This window comes from Streptomyces diacarni (assembly GCF_003323715.1).
Lineage (GTDB): Bacteria > Actinomycetota > Actinomycetes > Streptomycetales > Streptomycetaceae > Streptomyces > Streptomyces diacarni.
In genome coordinates this window covers 97,759-112,807 of record NZ_QOIN01000028.1, presented here as the reverse complement: position 1 = coordinate 112,807, position 15,049 = coordinate 97,759, and the positions used below count along the sequence as shown (strand labels likewise).

Annotated in this window: 15 protein-coding genes; 7 read left to right on the top strand and 8 right to left on the bottom strand. The window is 73.7% G+C overall.

Annotated features, from left to right (window positions below; genetic code table 11):
* Positions 1 to 5: 5 nt before the first annotated feature.
* The 6 genes from DTL70_RS03850 to DTL70_RS03825 form a co-directional block, all read right to left on the bottom strand.
* Complete coding sequence (locus DTL70_RS03850; protein ID WP_425470309.1) at positions 6 to 1,247, bottom strand: SRPBCC family protein; 1,242 nt, start codon at positions 1,245 to 1,247, stop codon at positions 6 to 8.
* Positions 1,219 to 2,046, bottom strand: a complete 828-nt coding sequence (locus DTL70_RS03845; RefSeq protein WP_114020400.1) for a DNA primase — start codon at positions 2,044 to 2,046, stop codon at positions 1,219 to 1,221. Before DTL70_RS03845 ends, DTL70_RS03850 begins: the two co-directional genes overlap by 29 nt.
* Positions 2,043 to 2,279: a gas vesicle protein GvpG gene (locus tag DTL70_RS03840; protein WP_027737327.1), complete on the bottom strand. Its 237-nt coding sequence runs from the start codon at positions 2,277 to 2,279 to the stop codon at positions 2,043 to 2,045. Before DTL70_RS03840 ends, DTL70_RS03845 begins: the two co-directional genes overlap by 4 nt.
* 12 nt (positions 2,280 to 2,291) lie before the next feature.
* Positions 2,292 to 3,074, bottom strand: coding sequence for a GvpL/GvpF family gas vesicle protein (locus DTL70_RS03835; RefSeq protein WP_114020399.1), 783 nt, complete (start codon positions 3,072 to 3,074; stop codon positions 2,292 to 2,294).
* Complete coding sequence (locus tag DTL70_RS03830) at positions 3,071 to 3,490, bottom strand: gas vesicle structural protein GvpA (protein ID WP_114020398.1); 420 nt, start codon at positions 3,488 to 3,490, stop codon at positions 3,071 to 3,073. Before DTL70_RS03830 ends, DTL70_RS03835 begins: the two co-directional genes overlap by 4 nt.
* 149 nt (positions 3,491 to 3,639) lie before the next feature.
* A complete protein-coding gene (locus DTL70_RS03825; protein WP_114020397.1) occupies positions 3,640 to 4,098 on the bottom strand; it encodes a hypothetical protein in 459 nt (152 codons plus the stop codon).
* Between the two features lie 90 nt (positions 4,099 to 4,188).
* On the opposite strand from DTL70_RS03825, the gene DTL70_RS33405 reads away from it, so the two are divergent.
* Positions 4,189 to 4,362 (top strand): hypothetical protein, encoded by a 174-nt coding sequence (locus tag DTL70_RS33405; RefSeq protein ID WP_181860768.1) that lies wholly within the window; start codon positions 4,189 to 4,191, stop codon positions 4,360 to 4,362.
* Positions 4,363 to 4,478: 116 nt separating this feature from the next.
* Positions 4,479 to 4,964, top strand: coding sequence for a gas vesicle protein GvpO (locus tag DTL70_RS34920; RefSeq protein ID WP_114020395.1), 486 nt, complete (start codon positions 4,479 to 4,481; stop codon positions 4,962 to 4,964).
* 6 nt (positions 4,965 to 4,970) lie between these two features.
* Here the strand turns inward: DTL70_RS34920 and DTL70_RS03810 are convergent, their stop codons facing one another.
* Positions 4,971 to 6,761: a PP2C family protein-serine/threonine phosphatase gene (locus DTL70_RS03810; RefSeq protein WP_114020394.1), complete on the bottom strand. Its 1,791-nt coding sequence runs from the start codon at positions 6,759 to 6,761 to the stop codon at positions 4,971 to 4,973.
* Positions 6,762 to 7,026: 265 nt separating this feature from the next.
* Between DTL70_RS03810 and DTL70_RS03805 the strand changes: the two genes are divergently transcribed.
* Entirely contained in the window at positions 7,027 to 7,404 is a 378-nt protein-coding gene (locus tag DTL70_RS03805) for an RNA-binding S4 domain-containing protein (RefSeq protein WP_114020393.1), read from the top strand.
* A 55-nt stretch (positions 7,405 to 7,459) separates the two neighbouring features.
* Here the strand turns inward: DTL70_RS03805 and DTL70_RS03800 are convergent, their stop codons facing one another.
* Entirely contained in the window at positions 7,460 to 8,305 is an 846-nt protein-coding gene (locus DTL70_RS03800) for a response regulator (protein WP_114020392.1), read from the bottom strand.
* Between the two features lie 139 nt (positions 8,306 to 8,444).
* Here DTL70_RS03800 and DTL70_RS03795 point away from each other — a divergent pair, with 139 nt between their 5' ends.
* From DTL70_RS03795 to DTL70_RS03780, 4 genes are all read left to right on the top strand, one after another.
* On the top strand, positions 8,445 to 9,905 hold the full coding sequence (locus DTL70_RS03795; RefSeq protein ID WP_181860767.1) for an MFS transporter: 1,461 nt from the start codon (positions 8,445 to 8,447) through the stop codon (positions 9,903 to 9,905).
* 83 nt (positions 9,906 to 9,988) lie between these two features.
* Positions 9,989 to 11,761, top strand: coding sequence for a sensor histidine kinase (locus DTL70_RS03790; RefSeq protein WP_114020391.1), 1,773 nt, complete (start codon positions 9,989 to 9,991; stop codon positions 11,759 to 11,761).
* A gap of 110 nt (positions 11,762 to 11,871) precedes the next feature.
* Positions 11,872 to 12,687, top strand: a complete 816-nt coding sequence (locus DTL70_RS03785) for an HAD family hydrolase (protein WP_114020390.1) — start codon at positions 11,872 to 11,874, stop codon at positions 12,685 to 12,687.
* Complete coding sequence (locus DTL70_RS03780) at positions 12,684 to 15,032, top strand: glycoside hydrolase family 65 protein (RefSeq protein ID WP_114020389.1); 2,349 nt, start codon at positions 12,684 to 12,686, stop codon at positions 15,030 to 15,032. Before DTL70_RS03785 ends, DTL70_RS03780 begins: the two co-directional genes overlap by 4 nt.
* The last annotated feature ends 17 nt before the right edge of the window (positions 15,033 to 15,049 follow it).

Genomic DNA, 15,049 nt, shown 5'->3' with positions numbered 1-15,049 from the left:
CGTGCTCACCTGCGCTCACCCGCCGCGGCGTACTCGCCCTCGGCGTCCTCGGGCTCGGCCTCCTCCGCCTCCTCGTCCGCGTCGTCGTACTCGCCCTCGGGCTCCTCGCCCTCCTCGCCTTCGGCGTCCTCGGGCTCCTCGCCTTCGGGTTCGGCGTCCTCGGGTTCGGCGTCCTCGCCGTAGGCCGCCTCCGGCTCGTCGAACTCCTCGGAGTCGTCGGCCTCCTCGGCGTCCTCGGGCTCGTCCGCTCCGGACTCGGCGTCCTCGTACTCCTCGTCGTCGTACGCGTCCTCCGCCTGGCCCTCGGGCTCCTCGGCACCCTCCGCCTCGTCGGGGGCATCGGTTCCGGCGTCCTCGGCGTTCTCGTCCTCCTCCTCGGCGACCGCGTCCTCGTGCGAGACGACGACCTCGCCGTCGCGGATCTCGCCGCGCCAGCCGTCGTCGGCCTCGCCCTTCATGGCGATGTGGCGGACGTAGTGCTTGAGGTCGAGCCTGGCCCGCCTGCCCTGGGCGCGCCAGATGTTGCCGGTCTTCTCGAACAGGCCCTTGGGGTAGTACTCGATCAGCAGCACGACCCGCGTGAGGTTGTCCGTCAGCTCATGGAAGGTCACCACGCCCTTCGTGCTGCCCTTGGCGCCCTCGGAGGTCCAGGCGATGCGCTGATCGGGGATCTGCTCCGTGGTCGTGGCCTTCCAGCTCCGGTTGGACCAGAAGATCTTCGCCTTCCAGTCGGAGGTCGTGTCGTCGGCGACCGTGACGTCCTTGACGCCCTTGCTGAAGGAGCTGAAGTCCTGCAACTGGGTCCACTGGTCGTAGGCGTCTCTTATCGGCACGCCCACGTCCACGTACTCCAGGATGACGACCGGCTTCTGTCCGCCGCCCTTGCGCTTCTTGCCTCCGCCGCCGAACACGCCCTTGATGCCCTCGACGGCCTTGTCCTTGAGGTGGCCGCCGCCCACCTCCATCGCGGTGCGCAGCGGGCCCTTGCCGTCCATGATCTTGCGGCCGCTGTCCAGCGCCAGCTTGCCCAGACCCGGGCTGTTGCCCTCGGCGACGTCGTTGAGCTTGCCGGTGGTCTGGCCCAGCTTGCGGCCCACCCCGCTCAGCAGCTTCTCCGCCTCGGCCATGGCGAACTCCTTCGCCACCGACTTCAGCCGGTCGGTCGCCGCGGTGTCGAGCCCGCCGAGCAGCTTCCCGCCGCCGTCCTTCGCCTCGGTGTCAGCCACGGCTCCGGCCTCCCTTCGCACCGCTGCCCTTCGCCCCCGTCGACGCCGGCTTGGCGGCCGACGCGGTGCCGGTCCGCTTCCCGGTCGAGGAGCGGGAGGCCGACCTGGCGGTGCCGGACGAGGACGAGGCCGCCTTCTTGCCCGTCGCCCGTCCCTGCGACTGCTTCTTGGCCGGACGCTGGGCCGCGGGCTTCTTCGCCGTGCCGGTGGACTTCCTCGCCCTGCCGGCCGTCTTCTGCGCGCCACCGGCCGCCTCGGCTCCGTCGCCGGACGAGCGGGAGTCCGTCGGGGCCTCGGACTCGTGCTCGCCGTCGGCGCGCTCACCGCTCTCCTCGCCGTCCTGCTCCCGCGCGCCCGCGTCCTCGGCCTCCTCGGCCTCGTCCCGGGTGCGGGCACGGCGGCCGCCCGGCAGAGCCTTTCGTGCCGTTCCCGCGGCCTCCTCACCCGTGTCCCTGGCGGTGGCGGCCGCGTCCCCGGCCGTCTCCTTCGCGCTGTCCGAGGCGCCGGACAGCTGGTCGCGCACGTCGAGGGTGCGCTCGTGCAGCCGGTCGGCCAACGCGTTGACCTGGCGGTTGACCAGGGCGCCCGTGGCCGCCTTGCCCGCGCCGCGCAGATCGGTGCGCAGTTGGTCGCCCAACTCCTTGAACTGCGGATTGTTCCCGAGCTGGTCCTTGGCGAAGCCGACCAGCGCCTGCGGGTCGAGCTTGAGCCGCTTGCCGGCCACCATCGTCGCGACGCCGAAGGCGAACTTCGCCTTCTTGGTGCGGCCGAGGACGTAACCCCCGGCGACGGCCAGCGCCGTCGTCACTCTGCTGTTCATGTCCATGGGTTCCTGTTCTCCAGACGCGCGAGGAGTTCGTCCTCGCGCCGGTCGAACTCGGCTTCGTCGATCTCACCGGCCAGCAGCGCTCGCTCCAGCTCGCGCAGCTCGCGCTGCACGGTGGCGGGATCGCGGTACTGCCGCTCCGCCTCGTCCCGCACCTGCCGCAGCACCCACGCGGTGCCGCGCAGCGGAGCGGCGGGCAGCAGCAGCAGTTCACTGATCAGGCCCATACCGGCCTCCTGTCAGCCCGCCGCGGGAGCGGTTCCCGCGGCGCCCGCTGGGCCCGTGGCACCGGCCGGGGCGTCGGTCTTCTCGACGAAGCTGTAGGGCGGAAGCGGGCCGTTGACCGTGAGGTCCAGCTGGGGCGCCGAGGTCTCCAGCTCCTCCAGCGCCGCGAGCAGTTCGCCGGCGCCTTCCCGGTCGACGAGGAAGGACAGGTTGGTCAGCCAGCCACCGCTCTCGGGGCCCTCGCTGACCTCGGCGGCCAGCGGTTCCAGCGCCCGCCGCACCAACGCGGCGTCGGTGGACTCACGCGCCTGCACGGCACGGGCGACCTGCTCACCGAGCTGGAGCTTCTGCTCGTAGGTCCCGCCTCCGGCCGCACGGTTGGCCTCGCTCTCGGCCCGCAGCGCGGGCTGCTCCGCCATGACGACGTGCAGCACCGCTTCCTCGTCGTGGCTCGCCTTGACGTTGTACTCGACCTTGCCCCCCAGCGCGTCGAGCCGCTCGCGGAAGTGCTCGGCACGCTCCAGCAGGACGTCACCGACGGTGTCGTCGTCCTCGGAGAGGCTGCCGAACCGCATCGGCAGGACAGGGCGCTCGGCGCTCGCCTGCGCCAGCACCTGCTGGTGGGCGAGGAGCTCCCTGCGCTTGGGCTTCAGATCGTCGGGGGCGTCGCTCACCAGCGCGACCAGCCCCTCGCGCTCGACCACGCGCACCGGGCGCGGGGGGTCGCCCACCCCGGTCAGATCCCCGTGGAAGGGCGGGGCCGGCGTCCGGGCGATCCCGTAGACGTAGGTACTCACTCCCGCTCCTCCTTCCGGCGGGCCGGGGCCGCACGGCGCTTGGTGCCGCCGCCGTCGTCCTGGGACTCGTCACGCGCCTGCTGGAAGGCGTCGGAGACGGTCTGCGCCGCGCCGCTCAGCGCTCCTTTGGTCTTCCCCTTGGCGCCCGACTCGGTCATCTCACCGACCAGGTCCGGCAGTCCGGGGTCCTTGCGGGGGCCTGCCTCCAGGTCGAGCCGGTTGCAGGCCTCGGCGAACTTCAGATACGTGTCGACACTCGCGACCACGACGCGGACGTCGATCTTGAGAATCTCGATCCCGACGAGGGACACCCGCACGAACGCGTCGATCACCAGCCCCCGGTCGAGGACGAGCTCCAGTACGTCGTAGAGATTGCCGGTGCCGCCGCCTTGTTGTTGTGCCGGAGCGACAGTCATGAGGACGGAGCCTCCTTCGCTTCTTGGCGTCACTAGTGGCCCAGCTCGCGGTCAACTACCGCGCACGGCCCGCGATTTCGCGGGCCTGATGTGTATCGGAGGCCGCGGCCACGCCGCGGCGCCGGACCGGGTAGCCCTTGGGCCAAGGGTCAAACCCCGCGTGCTCCGCCGCAGGCCAAAGCCCGCTCCACGGCGGCACCCAGCTCCCGGCGTGCGCGGTGGCCCAGCCGGTCCCGCAACGGCGGAAAGACCTCTTCCTCGTCGGTGCGCGCCGCGGCACGCACCGCGTCCAGCACCGCGGCGATCTCCCGGTCGGCGGCCGGGGCGTCGGGCGCGAGGCCCTGCAGCCGGCGCACCGCCGCGCACGCCGCGGCCGCGCGCCGGGCCGCGGCGGCGGCGACCCGGTCCCCGTCGGGGAGCACCCGCCGCAGCACCGGGTCGAGTTCCCGCTCCCGGGCGAGAGCGTGCCGCCTGGCACCGGCGTCCAACGCCTCGGCGAGGGCGCCGCGCCGCTCGGGGTCACGTGTCGCCTCGTACGCGGTGACCAGCCGCTCCGTCTCGGCGTACGCGTCCGCGAGCAGCTCGGTCACCTCGGGCTTGTGCGCCATCTCAGCTCCTTGGTCCTCTTCCCTCCCCCGGTGACCGTTTCGCCCCACGAGGCGTGGGGACCCGGGTGTGCGTCGAACATGGAGGTGATCGTGGTGCAACGAAGCCAGGGCATCACGCACGACGAGGACGCCCGGGACCAGCGTCACGCTCCCGTGCTCCTCGCCCGTACGACGCGCCGCCCGGACGGCCCGATGGGCTACGGGCCGCGTGCTCCGTCCGGGGACCGGGACCCGGAGTCCCACATCTTCCGCGGCGAGGACTGACCCGCCCGGCCTCCGGTCCTCACCGGTACCCGGCCTGCCCCGGTTCACTCGGCGCACAGCGGGCACCCGCCCGGTCCGCCGATTCCCCGCAGGCGTGGGGAGGGAGGAGAACCGGGATGAGTGAGAGCGCGGGCGGCACGGCCAAGAAGACGGCCCGGGCGGCAGCCCCACGCAAGAAGTCCGACTCGGCGCGCTCGGGCACGCAGCGGAGCGCCGCCTCGGGGACGCGGCAGAACACCGCGCGCAAGCAGCCCACCGCCGAGGACGGCAGGCAGTCGGACGCCGGGACCCGCTCAGGGGCCGACGCCGAGAGCCGCGAGCAGCCCACCGCCGAGGCCAAGGCGCCCAGCACCGCTCAGGTGCTGCGGTCCGCGCGCGAAACCATCGCGGAGCTGACCGGGCTGGAGGCGGAGACGGTCTCCTCGGTCGTCAGAGGCGAGGACAAAGGGTGGACGCTGCACGTGGAGGTCGTCGAGCTGCGGAAGATCCCGGACAGCGTGAGCATGCTCGGCTCGTACGAGATGACGCTGGACTCCGACGGGGAGCTGACCGGCTACCGCAGGCTCCGCCGCTACGAACGCGGCAAGGCCGACCCCCGCTGACGGGTCTCAGGACACCTGGATGGCGAGGATCGTCGCGTCGTCCTCCGCCTGGGAGCCCAGCAGGCCGGCGACCAGGCGATCCGCCGCCGACTCGGCGAGCCGCCCCCTGGCCTTCCACGTCCGCACGGCCTCCAGGAGGGCCGCTGAGCCGGTCTCCAGGTCGCTGCCGCGGCGCTCGACGACGCCGTCGGTGTAGAGGAGCAGCAGGTCGCCGGCATGCAGTTGGACGGTGTTGGTCGTGTAGGCCGCGTCCGCCAGCACGCCCAGCATCATGCCGTGCTCGCCTTCGAGCAGCCGCGGCTCGCCGTCCCTGACCAGGATCGGTGCGGGGTGCCCCGCGCTGGCCCAGCGGAAGACCCGCTCCCGGGGGAAGAGGTGCCCGACCACGCACGTGGCGGTGGTGTCGAGGTTGCCGTAGTAGTCGTTGTAGACGACCTCCCCCAGCGCCCACACCAGCTGCGCCGCCTCCCCGCCGGTGTAGGCGAGACCGGCGAGGGCGGAGCGCTGCTGCACGGCCCGGCTGGCCGCCTGGACCCCGTGCCCCGAGGCGTCACCGACAGCAAGCAGCACCCGGCCGTCGGGGAGCTCGCGGCACTTGTACCAGTCACCGCCCACGCCCGAGTCGGACGGCACGTAGGCGGAGCTGACCGAGATCCACGGCGGTGTCAGCGCCTCCAGCGGCGGGACGAGGGCCTTGCGGAACGTCTCGGAGACCCGCCGTTCGGCGGCCGCCTCCTGCCGCAGCCGCTCGGCCTCGACGAGTGCCTCGCGCAGCTCCTCCTCCTGCCCGGTGATGTTGCGTGCGGCGAACAGCAAGGACTCGGGTACCTCTGCGCCCTCCGGCTGGGCGTGCCCCACCCAGCGGATCCGCCGCCGCGTACCGTCCACCCGGACGGTCAGCTCGCGGTCGGGCGCCTCGACGCCGCGCAGCAGGTCCCGCATGTCGGCCGCGAACCCAGGTACGTCCGCGGGGTCGACCTTCCGTCCGACGGTGATCAGGTCCGCTGCGACGTCCTTGGCGGAGGCGACGGTACGCCCCGCCCCCTCCGCCCCTGGCACGTCCTCCAGCGTGACGCCGTCCAGCGGCGGCGCCCGCAGCCCCAGCAGTTCGCGCAGCCCGTGCGACCAGCGGACGCGACCGCTGATCAGATCCCATTCGGCCCAGCCCATCCGGCCGCCCTCCTGGACGCGGCGGCTGAGCCTGGCCTCGCCCATCGGCTCCCAGTTCGTCAGCAGCAGTCCGAGTCCGGGCAGCACGGTGACGGTGCCGCGCAGCCTGGCACGCTGGAGCACCCCGTCCACGACGTCCACATAGTCGACGGTGTCGCTGGAGACGGGGGTGCCCTTCTCCAGTGCCGCGCGGTACACGTCGTAGATTCCGCTGGTGCGCACCCCCGGCCTGGTCTCGGACAGGCGCTTGCCCAGGAAGTCGAACGAGCCGCGTTCCACCCCGCTCAGCTCGAAGTGGTTGGCCCCCACGACCGTGAAGTCGCACACCGTCCCGTCCGGCGCGACGTCGGGCCGCAGCACCGTGGAGCTGCCCCGCAGCACGCCCAGCACCGCCGGCACCCAGGACGGCAGGCCCGGCAGCACCGCCACGTCGCTGGGCGGCGCCTGCCCGGCGCCGTCGGACACGCACGGGCTCCGCGGACCCGTCTGCCCTTCCGCGCGGCCGTCGGTCAGCTCGGCGGCGATCCGGGCGCGCGCCCGGTGCCGTGCCCGCGCGACCGTGCGCAGCGCGAGCCGGTGCAGCTCGGTGAGAGCGTCCTCGGTGGTGCGGTCAGACGAGACGTCCATATGTCGGCATTGTGCGCTCGCTCGCGGCGCCCTGCCGGGTGGAAGAGGGCCGGTACCGCCGAGCGGGTCCCGCCCGGCCTGCACTGCCCCAGGGCCTCTCGTTTGGATCTTGCTGGGCTCGCGGGCCCCGGCACGCACTCTCGCGGCGTTGTCGTCAGTCGCCGCTGCTCCGCAGGGACTCCCTCCTCCGCCTTGCGAGAGCACGCACCGGAACCCGCTCCCTGACCCAGCCAGATCCAAACGAAAGCCCCTAGAGTCGGACAGCATGACGGCAGACGAAGGACCGGTGCGGGTCGACAGCTGGATCTGGTCCGTGCGGCTGACGAAGACCCGCTCCCAGGCGGCGACCGCGGCGCGCGGCGGACACGTCAAGGTCAACGGTGAGCGGGTGAAGGCGGCGCACTCGGTCAAGGCCGGGGACGAGGTGCGGGTGCGGCACGCCGGGCGGGAACGCATCGTCGTCGTCAAGCGCCTGCTCAGGAAGCGGGTCGGGGCTCCCGTGGCCGCGGAGGCCTACGTGGACAACTCTCCTCCTCCGCCGCCCGTCACCGAGGTCCCCGTCGTCGCCCGCCGCGAGCGCGGCGCCGGACGCCCCACCAAACGCGACCGGCGCGAACTCGACCGCCTCCGCGAGACCCGCTGACGCGGTGGGCCGGCACGGCATGCCCGCGCGGGGGCTCCGCGCGGCGCCCGGGCCCCTACGGTGTGAGGTCTCCCGGCAGGGGGCCGCCACCGGGGGCGGGGCTCTCCCGACCGAGCCGCTCGGCGAGCACCGCGGCCTGCACCCGCCGCCCCACGCCGAGCTTGCCCAGGATCGCCGAGATCCGGTTCTTGACGGTCTTCTCCGCGAGGAAGAGCCGCTCACCGATCTGCCGGTTGGTCAGCCCCTCCCCCACCAGGGTCAGCACCTCGCGTTCGCGCGGGGTGAGCCGCGCCAGCTCGGCCGGTACGGCCCGGCCCTCACGGCCCGTCCCCGGCGCCGCGGCGCGCGCCGTGACCCGCGCCCGCGTGCCCGGGTCGATCAGCGAGCCGCCGGACGCCACCGTCCGGATCGCGCTCACCAGGTCGGCGCCCCTGATCTGCTTGAGCACGTACCCGGCGGCGCCCGCCATGACCGCGTCGAACAGCGCCTCGTCGTCGTCGAACGAGGTCAGCATGAGGCAGACCAGGTCGGGGCTCAGCGCCCGCAGCTCGCGGCAGACCTCGACGCCCCCGTGGTCGCCGCCGCCCTCCCCGGTCCTCTCGCCGCTGTCCGCCCTCGGCCCCGCGCCGCCGTTCCCGCCCGGTCCCGTCCCGCCGTTCTCGCCCGGTCCCGTGCCGCTGCCGAGCCGCACGTCGAGCACGGCCACGTCGGGTCTCAGCGCGGGGACCCTGGCCAGCGCCTGCGCCGCGTCGCAGGCCTCGCCGACGACGCTGAGGTCGTCCTCCGCTTCCAGGAGGTCGCGCAGCCCGCGCCGCACCACCTCGTGGTCGTCGAGCAGAAACACCCGGACAGGGGCGGCGGGACGCGCTGACCTCGCGCCCCGGCTGTCGGAACCCGGCACTTGACCTCCTCGGAACGCCCCCAGCCTGGGGCATGGCCCGCCCGGTGAGTAGGGGCCGTTCGGCACCCGGGGCGCGGGGACTCCCGCGGTCCCGGGGCGGCTCGGCGACCGCGGGCCCGCACCCCTTAGAGTGCGGGCTATGACGGAGCACCCCCGGCGGAGCAGGAGCATCCGCCCGCTGGCGGGTGTCCTGACGGCGATGGCGGTCTCCTTGACCGGCACCCGGATATCGGCCATCGCGCTCCCCTGGTTCGTGCTCGTGACGACGGGCAGCACGGCGCAGACCGGTCTGGTCTCGCTCTGCGAGCTGGCGCCCTACGTCCTCGTCAAGGCCTTCACCGGGCCTCTCGTGGACCTGGTGGGGCCGCGCACGGTCTCGTGGATCACCGATGTGGTCAGCGCGGCGGCGATCACCGCGGTCGCGGTGCTGCACCTGGTGGACGTGCTCTCGTTCTGGCTGCTGCTGCTCCTGGTCGCGGTGATCGGCGCGGCACGGGGCCCCGGCGACCTGTCCAAGGAGATCATGGTCCCGCAGGCCGCGGCGCGCGGCCTGGTGCCGCTGGAGCGCGCGGCGGGCCTCGCCGGGGTGACCGAACGGCTGGCCTCCACGGTCGGCCCCGCGGCAGGCGGCACGGTGGTGGCGCTGCTCGGTGCGCCCACCGCGCTCATCGCCATCGCGGTCTGTTTCGCGTCGGGCTCCCTCGTCGTCGTCCTGGCGCTGCCGCACCGGCGGCGCCAGGCGGCGGACGAGGAAGCCCCGCCCGCCGTTGCGGGCGGCCCCCAGCCCGGCTACTGGCAGCGCATGGGCGAGGGGTTCCGCTTCCTGCGCGGTGACGGGCTGCTGCTCACCGTCATCGTCATGGTGGGCGTGACCAATCTGCTGGACGCGGCGTTCAACTCGCTGCTGGTCCCGGTCTGGGCGCGCGAGTCGGGCCACGGCCCTGAGGCGATGGGACTGGCCAACAGCTCGCTGGGGCTCGCGGCGGTCGCCGGGAGCCTCGTCGCGGCGGCCATCGGGCACCGCATGCCGCGCCGCGTGGTGTTCTTCGCCGGGTTCCTGCTCGCGGGCGCGCCACGGTTTGTGATCCTGGCGGTGGACGTCCCGCTGTGGGTGGTGCCCGTGGTCTTCGCGCTCAGCGGGTTCGGCGCGGGCTTCATCAACCCGATACTGGGGGCCGTCAACTTCGAGCGGGTCCCCGACGGGCTGCGGGGCCGGGTCAACGCGCTGGGCGACTCGCTGGCCTGGGCCGGCATCCCGCTGGGCGGACTGCTCGCCGGCGCGGCCGTGGCGTCCTTCGGGCTGGCCCCTGTGCTGTGCGCGGGCGGCGCCGCCTACTTCCTGACGACCAACCTGACCGGGCTGCGGCCCGAGTGGCGCCGGATGGACGAGCAGCGCAGGGCCCCGGGGCCGCCCGTCCCGCCACAGCACACCCCGGCGGACCAGGCCGCAGGCGAGCGGACCGTCCCGGCGGGCACGCCGCGGCGCCCCTCCCGTGGCGAGGAGGAGCACTCGTCCCCGGGCGGCGAGGAGCGCCCTCCCGGGGGCGGTGGTGAGCGCTCCTCGCCGGATGCCCGGGGCGCTGAACGACAGGCGACCTGAGGTCAGTTGGCCCGTAGACTGCCCCTCTCGGGGCTCGCGGCCGCACGGGGGCCCGGCTGTCGTACCGTCGCACGGAGGCGCGCATGGCGGAGGCTGCCGAAGACGGCGGGCAGCACCATCCGGACCGGGGCCGGCTGCCCCATCTGAGGCTGGACGAGTTGCTGGACGAGCTCCAGGCCCGGCTGGATGCCGCCCGCATCACCCAGGACCGGACGCACAGTCTCCTGGAAGCCGTCCTGAGCGTGGGCCGTGAGCTGGACCTGGCGCAGGTGCTGCGCCGCATCGTCGAGGCGGCGCTGGCCCTGACGAACGCGCGGTACGGGGCGCTGGGCGTCATCGGCGAGGGGCAGCGCCTTGCGACGTTCCTGCCGGTGGGCATCGGCGAGGAGGAGGCGGCGCGGATCGGGCCGCTGCCCTCGGGGCTCGGGGTGCTGGGCGAGCTGATCCGCACTCCCGAGCCGCTGCGGCTGTCCGATCTGACCGCGCACCCGGCCAGCCACGGCTTCCCCGCGCACCATCCGCCGATGCGCACGTTCCTGGGGGTGCCGGTGCGGGTGCGCGACGAGGTCTTCGGCAACCTGTACCTGACCGAGAAGCGGGGCGGCGCTCAGTTCGACGCCGACGACGAGGCCGTCGTCACCACCCTGGCCGTCGCCGCGGGGGTGGCCGTCGACAACGCGCGGCTGTACGCGGAGAGCCGGCGCCGCGAACAGTGTCTTGAGGCGCTCGGGGAGATCACCCGGCTGCTGCTGAGCGGCGCCCCCTCCAGCGAGGTGCTGCGGCTGATCGCCTGGCGTGCGCTGGATGTCGCCCAGTCGGACTCGGCGTGCGTGCTGCTGCCGGACGCGGCGGGGTCGGCGGACGGTGCGGTCGGGCTGCGGGTGGTGGTGGCGGTCGGGGCGCTCGCCGAGGAGCAGACCGGGGTGGTGGTGCCCTACGACGAGACGCTCTCGGGGCTGGCGGCGCGCACCGGCGAGTCGGCCGTGTCGGCTGACGTGGACGCCGACTCGCGCACCCGCGCCTTCCCCACCGGGCGCGGCGCGCACGGTCCCGTCGTGGCCGTACCGCTGCTGGCGCAGAAGCACGCGCCGGGCGCGCTGCGGCTGAGCCGGCTGAAGGGGCGGGAGCCGTTCGAGGAGACGGAGGTGGAGCTGCTGTCGGACTTCGCGGCGCAGGCGGCGCTCGCGCTGGAGATGGCGCAGCACCGCGCCGAGTCCGAGCAGCTGGCGCTGCTGCACGACCGCGACCGGATCGCCCGCGACCTGCACGACCTGGCCATCCAGCGGCTGTTCGCGACCGGTATGACGCTGCAGAGCGCGGGCCGGCTCATCGACCGCCCGCAGGCGGCCGAGCGGGTGAGCCGCGCCGTGGACGACCTCGACGAGACGATCAAGATCATCCGCTCGACCATCTTCGCGCTGCGTACCTCGGGCGAGGGCCCGCAGGACGCCCCCAGCAGCCTGCGCCGCACCCTGGCGAAGGCCGTCAGCGACGCGGCGGACCGACTCGGTTTCCTGCCCGCGCTGCGCATGGAGGGCCCGGTCGACACGAACGTGCCGGCCGAGGCGGCGGAGCAGGTGAGCGCGGTGCTGGGCGAGGCACTGAGCAACATCGTCCGCCACGCGCGGGCCCGTCGCGTGGACGTGGCGCTGTCCGTGGGCGCCGCGATCGCGCTGACCGTCACCGACGACGGTGTGGGCCTCGGTGACGCGCCCCGCACCGGAGGACTGGACAACATGCGCTCACGGGCCGCACTTTTGGGCGGCACTCTGACGGTCTCGGACGGTGCGGCCTCCGCAGCCGGGCCCGGCACCCGCCTGGTGTGGGAGGTTCCCCTGCCGCGCGAGGACGGGTAGCCGGGGCCTCGGGCGCGCGGGGCCGGATGGCCGGGGCCCGCGGGCGCCCACCCGGGCGGCAATGCCCACCAGCACGCATGCCGCCCCCGTGGCCAGGGGACCCGGCACGCATGACGAAGCTCGGTCTGCCCGACGGCATCCGCGCATGCCTGTTCGACCTCGACGGTGTCCTCACCAAGACCGCCGTCGTGCACGCCGCCGCGTGGAAGGAGATGTTCGACGCCTATCTGCGCGGGCGCGACGGGCCCGGCTTCGCAGCCTTCGACCCGGTCGCGGACTACGACGCCTACGTGGACGGACGCCCCAGGGCCGACGGCGTCCGCACCTTCCTCGCCTCGCGCGGGATCGACCTGCCCGAGGGCACGCCCGACGACGCGCCCGAGCGCGAGACCGTGGCCGGACTGGGCAACCGAAAGAACGCGCTGCTGCTGGAGAAGATCCGCGAGGACGGCGTGGAGGCGTACGACGGCTCCGTGCGCTATCTGCACGCGGTGCGCGCGGCGGGGCTGGCGACCGCCGTCGTCTCCTCCAGCGCCAACTGCCGGGACGTCCTCGCCTCCGTCGGCATCGAGGACCGATTCGACGTACGGATCGACGGCGTGGTGGCGAGGGAGCGCGGGCTGCCCGGCAAACCCCGCCCCGACACCTTCCTCGCCGCCGCGCACGACCTGGCCGTGGAACCGGGCGCCTCGGCCGTCTTCGAGGACGCGCTGGCGGGTATGGACGCCGGCCGCGCGGGCCACTTCGGGTACGTCGTCGGCGTCGACCGCACGGGCCAGGCCGACGCGCTGCGCGCCCACGGCGCCGACACCGTCGTGCCGGACCTGAGCGCGCTGACGGACGCGGCCGAGGACAACGCGCGCCCCGATGCCCCCGATGCCCCCGATGCCCCCGATGCCCCCGACGACCAGGAGGACGCCAGGTGATCAGCCACTCCTGCTTCGCGGTACAGCCCTGGACGCTGCACGAGAACGAGCTCCGCCTGGACATCCTGCCGCAGAGCGAATCCGTCTTCGCCCTCTCCAACGGGCACATCGGATGGCGCGGCAACCTCGACGAGGGCGAACCGCACGGGCTGCCGGGCACCTACCTCAACGGGGTGCACGAGCTGCACCCGCTGCCGTACGCGGAATCCGGCTTCGGCTATCCCGAGTCGGGCCAGACCGTCATCAACGTCACCAACGGCAAGGTGATGCGGCTGCTCGTCAACGACGAGCCGTTCGACGTGCGCTACGGCAGGCTCCGCTCCCACGAGCGGACCCTCGACCTGCGCTCCGGCCTGCTGCGCCGGGTCTGCGAGTGGACCTCGCCCGCAGGGTGCACCGTGCGGGTGACCTCGACCCGGCTGGTCTCCTTCACCCAGCGCGCCATCGCGGCCGTCGCCTACGAGGTGGAGCCGCTGGAGTCGGACGTGCGCGTCGTCGTCCAGTCGGAGCTGGTGGCCAACGAGCAGCTCCCCCACAAGAGCGGCGGCGACCCGCGGGTGGCGGCCGCGCTGGAGGACGTCCTCACGCCCGAGGAGGACTTCGCCTCCGACATGCGGCTGCGCCTGGTGCACCGTACACAGACCAGCGGGCTGCGGGTGGGCTCGGCGGCGGACCACGTGGTGCACGGGCCCGAGTCCACCGTCACCGGTGCCGAGAGCGGTGAGAACGTCGCCCGGCTGACCGTCACCTCGCAGCTGTCCCCGGGACAGCCGCTGCGCGTCGAGAAGCTGGTCTCCTACGGCTGGTCGGGGGTGCGTTCGCTGCCCGCCGTCCGCGACCAGGTGGACGCGGCCCTCGCCGGCGCCCGCACCGCGGGCTGGCAGGGTCTGGTGGATGCGCAGCGCTCCTACCTGGACGCCTTCTGGTCGCGCGCGGACGTGGAGGTCGACGGCGACGCCGAGATCCAGCAGGCGGTGCGCTTCGCGCTCTTCCACGTGCTCCAGGCCGGGGCGCGGGCCGAGAAGCGCGCCATCCCCTCCAAGGGGCTGACCGGCTCGGGGTACGACGGGCACACCTTCTGGGACGGCGAGTCGTTCGTGCTGCCCGTCCTCACCTACACCTCGCCGTCCGCCGTGGCCGAGGCCCTGCGCTGGCGCCAGGAGACGCTGCCGGCGGCCCGCGCCCGGGCGCGGCAACTGGGCCTGCGCGGCGCCACGTTCCCCTGGCGCACGATCGACGGCTCGGAGTGCTCGGCGTACTGGCCGGCCGGCACGGCGGCCTTCCACGTCAACGCCGACATCGCGGAGGCCGTGGTGCGGTACGTCGCCGCCAGCGGCGACACCGACTTCGAGCGGGAGACGGGGGTGGAGATCTTGGTCGAGACGGCCCGGTTGTGGCACTCGCTGGGCCACCACGACCACCACGGCACCTTCCACTTCGACGGGGTGACGGGGCCCGACGAGTACAGCGCCGTCACGGACGACAACCTCTACACCAACCTGATGGCCCAGTCGAACCTGCGGGCGGCGGCCGACGCCGTGGAGCGGTACGGCGCACAGGCGGCGGCCCTCGGCGTCGGCGACGAGGAGGCCGCCGCGTGGCGGGACGCGGCCGACGCCGTGGCCATACCGTTCAACGAGGCGCTGGGCGTGCACGAGCAGTCGGCGGGCTTCACCGGGCACCAGCTGTGGGACTTCGGCGCCACCCGCCCCGAGCAGTACCCGCTGCTGCTGCACTTCCCCTACTTCGACCTGTACCGCAAGCAGGTCATCAAACAGGCCGACCTGGTACTGGCCATGTACAAGCGCGGTGACGCCTTCTCCGAGGAGCAGAAGGAGCGCAACTTCGCCTACTACGAGCAGATGACGGTCCGCGACTCGTCGCTGTCCGCCTGCTGCCAGGCGGTGATGGCCGCCGAGGTCGGGCACCTCCAACTCGCCTACGACTACACGGGCGAGGCGGCGCTGATGGACCTGGAGGACCTGGAGAACAACACCCGCGACGGGCTGCACATCGCCTCGCTCGCCGGCACCTGGATCGCGCTGGTGGCCGGCTTCGGCGGGATGCGGCACAGCGACGGCACGCTCGACTTCTCCCCCACGCTGCCGGACCAGCTGCGCCGGCTGACCTTCGCGGTCCAGATCCTCGGCCGCAGGCTCCGGGTGGAGATCGAGAGCACGTCGGTGACCTACACGCTGCTGGAAGGCGAGCCGCTGCGGCTGCTGCACTGCGGCGAACCGTTCACCGCGAAGGCCGGCTCACCCCGCACCCACCGGCTGCGCAGCCATCCGCCGCGCACCCGCCCCGAACAGCCGGCGGGGCGCCGGCCCGCGCGACGCCACTGACCCCCGCCGCCGGCCGG